Origin of the sequence: Teichococcus deserti (assembly GCF_001982615.1) — a bacterium.
Taxonomy (GTDB): Bacteria; Pseudomonadota; Alphaproteobacteria; order Acetobacterales; family Acetobacteraceae; genus Pseudoroseomonas; species Pseudoroseomonas deserti.
Genome location: NZ_MLCO01000384.1, coordinates 1 through 2,180, shown reverse-complemented (window position 1 = coordinate 2,180; position 2,180 = coordinate 1). Strand labels below are relative to the sequence as shown.

Annotated in this window: 3 protein-coding genes; 2 read left to right on the top strand and 1 reads right to left on the bottom strand. The window is 72.9% G+C overall.

Annotated features, from left to right (window positions below; translation table 11 throughout):
• Positions 1–80: 80 nt before the first annotated feature.
• Both BKE38_RS27660 and BKE38_RS27655 read left to right on the top strand, forming a co-directional pair.
• Positions 81–1,316 carry a multidrug effflux MFS transporter gene (locus BKE38_RS27660; protein WP_076960389.1) on the top strand — a complete coding sequence of 412 codons (1,236 nt, stop codon included), beginning with the start codon at positions 81–83 and terminating at the stop codon, positions 1,314–1,316.
• A gap of 88 nt (positions 1,317–1,404) precedes the next feature.
• The gene (locus BKE38_RS27655) at positions 1,405–1,752 is read left to right on the top strand and encodes an Hpt domain-containing protein (RefSeq protein WP_076960388.1); all 348 of its coding nucleotides are present in this window, start codon (positions 1,405–1,407) and stop codon (positions 1,750–1,752) included.
• Here the strand turns inward: BKE38_RS27655 and BKE38_RS27650 are convergent.
• On the bottom strand, positions 1,749–2,180 hold a 432-nt coding region (locus BKE38_RS27650; RefSeq protein ID WP_131829756.1), incomplete at its 5' end, for a response regulator. The two genes, BKE38_RS27655 and BKE38_RS27650, sit on opposite strands and share 4 nt — an antisense overlap.

The following is a 2,180-nucleotide window of genomic DNA, read 5'->3' as shown; positions in this document are numbered from 1 at the left end:
CCCCTGCCCTGCGATCCGAGCATGGCTCAGGGCACCCCCTTGCCTGGGCCTCTGGCGCCCCCGCCCATAAGCTCCGCAGCATGAGCCCGCGCGACCTTGCCCAGGACCTGCCGCCCGAGCTGGCGCCTTCCCCGGTCCCCCGTCGAGTACCCGCCACCTGGCTGCTGACCCTGCTGATGGGGCTTGGCCCTTTCAGCATGCAGATCCTGATCCCCTCCCTGCCGCTGCTGGCCGGGATCTTCGCCGTGCCATACGCCAGCGCGCAGATGACGCTGACGGTCTATCTGGTCGGCATCGCGCTGGGGCAGCTGATCTATGGGCCGCTGTCGGACCGCTTCGGGCGGCGGCCGGTGCTGCTGCTGGGGCTGGCGGTCTATGTGCTGGGGTCGCTGGCGGCCTTCCTGGCGCCGACCATCGGCTGGCTGGCGCTGGCGCGGGCGGCGCAGGCGGCGGGGGGCTGCGCCGGCATGGTGCTGACGCGCGCCATCGTGCGCGACGTCTTCCCGCGCGACCAGGCGGCCAGCAAGATCGGCTTCGTCATGATGGGCATGACGGTGGCGCCGATGCTGGCGCCGCTGCTGGGGGCCGAGCTGACGGCGCTGTTCGGCTGGCGCTCGACCATGCTGGCCTGCACGCTGTTCGGCCTGTCGCTGTTCATCCTGGCGCTGCGCCTGCCGGAGACGCTGGCGGTGCCGCAGCCGCTGCCGGGGCTGACCGGCATGGCCCAGGCCTATCTGCAGCTGGCCCGGATCCGCAGCTTCCGCTGCTATGCCGCCATCACCACCTGCACCACCGGCGTCTTCTTCGCCTTCATGGCCGGCGCGCCCAAGGTGCTGATGGACGGGCTGGGCCACACCCCGCGCAGCTACGCCCTGGCCTTCATGGCCATTTCCTTCGCCTTCGGCGCCGGTTCCTTCATCGCCGGGCGCTATTCGGCGCGCTTGGGGCTGGCGCGGATGCTGAAGATCGGGCTGGTGGTCAGCACGGCGGGCGCGGTGCTGGGCGTCGCCGGCCAGGCGCTGCTGCCGCTGTCGCTGCTGGTCTTCTACCTGCCGATGACCGTGGTCGCGCTGGGCAACGGCGTGTCGCAGCCGAATGCGGTAACCGCGGCGGTCAGCGTCAAGCCGCAGCTGGCCGGCACCGCCTCGGGGCTGGTGGGGGCGCTGCAGATGGGCTTCGGCGCGGTGATGACCCTGGTCACCGGCGCGCTGGAGACCGGCAGCGGCGTGCCGACGGCGGCGACCATGGCCGGCTGCGCCATCGGCGCCCAGATCGCGCTGCGCCAGGTCGGCCGCGCGCAGCAGCAGCGCAACTAAGATCGGATTCGCAAGTTTTCGGGCAAATCCCCACCGCTTTTTCGCGCGCTGCGTTGACCGTTGTGCGCGGGTTTGCAACCTTCGCGCCGTGACCGCCCTGGACCCCGACATCACCCGGCAGCTCGCCGAGGACCTCCCCGCCGAGGTTTTCGCCACCGTGCTGCGCACCTTCGAGACCGACCTGGCCCGGCTGGCCGCGCAGATGCGCGAGGCGGCCGGATCCGGCGACCTGGACGGCTATCGCCGCGGCGCGCATGGCCTGGCCGGCGCCGCCGGCGCGATCGGCGCCCGCCGGCTGGAAAGCCTGGCGCGGCAGGCGATGCAGCCCTCGGGCGGGCCGGAACCCTCTGTCCTGCTGCCGCAGCTGGGCGAGGCCGCCGGCGCGGCCCTGGCCGAGCTGGCCGAGCTGGCCGAGCTTGTCGCCAAGCAGGGCTAAGCGAACAGGCGCCGCAAGGCGTCGCGCTGCACCGGCTTCGACAGGTAGTCGTTCATTCCCGCATCGCGGCACTGCGCCTCGTATTCGGCGCCGACGGCCGCGGTCAGGCCGATGATGCGGGCGGCGCGGTTCGGCCCCGGCTGGGCGCGGATCGCCCGCGTCGCCTCCAGCCCATCCATCACCGGCATCTGCAGGTCCATCAGGATCAGGTCGTAGGCGGCTTCGGCGGCGCGGGCCAGGGCTTCGGCGCCGTTCTCGGCGATGGTCACCCGGCAGCCCTGGCGCTGCAGCAGCGCGCGCATCACCGCCTGGTTGGTGGCGTTGTCCTCGACCAGCAGCACGGCCTGGCCGGCGGCGACCGCATCCGGCCCCGCGGGCACGGCTGGCGGCAGGGCGGCGGCCTGGGGGGGGCCCCAATACACCACGGA